Genomic DNA, 682 nt, shown 5'->3' on the forward strand with positions numbered 1-682 from the left:
CGATGGTCGCGGCGGGCTGGTCGAGCGGGGTGACGGGGTCGACCGGGCGCGCCGGGGGTACGACGCTGCTCTCGGTGTCCAGCACCTCCTGGATGCGCTCGGCGCACACCTCGGCCCGCGGGATCATCATGAGCATGAAGGTGCCCATCATCACGGCGGTCAGGATCTGCATCAGGTAGGAGAGGAACGCCGTCAGGGCGCCGATCTGCATGCCGCCGTCGTCGATGCGCTGGCCGCCGAACCAGACCACGGCGACGCTGGAGACGTTGACGACCAGCAGCACCAGCGGGAACAGCAGCGACATCAGCCGGCCGGCGCGCAGCGAGACGTCCATCAGCTCGGTGTTGGCGCCGGCGAACCGCTCACGTTCGTACGCGTCGCGGACGAAGGCGCGGATGACCCGGATGCCGGCGATCTGCTCGCGCAGCACCCGGTTCACCCGGTCCACGCTCTTCTGCACGCCCCGGAAGGCGAGCCGCAGCCGGCGCACGACCAGCGTGACGATCACGCCCAGGACCGGCACGATGACCAGCAGCAGCGCGGAGAGCGGCACGTCCTGGTCGAGCGCCATCACGATGCCGCCGACGCACATGATCGGCACCGTCACCATCAACGTGAACGTCATCAGGCACAGCGTCTGCACCTGCTGCACGTCGTTGGTGGTCCGGGTGATGAGCGAGGG

General features: G+C 69.1%; 1 protein-coding gene. It reads right to left on the minus strand.

Going from position 1 to position 682, the window contains the following annotated elements; all coding sequences use genetic code 11:
* Positions 1-682 (minus strand): ABC transporter permease (locus KUM32_RS35410; protein ID WP_217146034.1); only part of this gene is annotated, 682 nt, incomplete at both ends.

The sequence above is a fragment of the Streptomyces sp. AC627_RSS907 genome, from assembly GCF_019049165.1.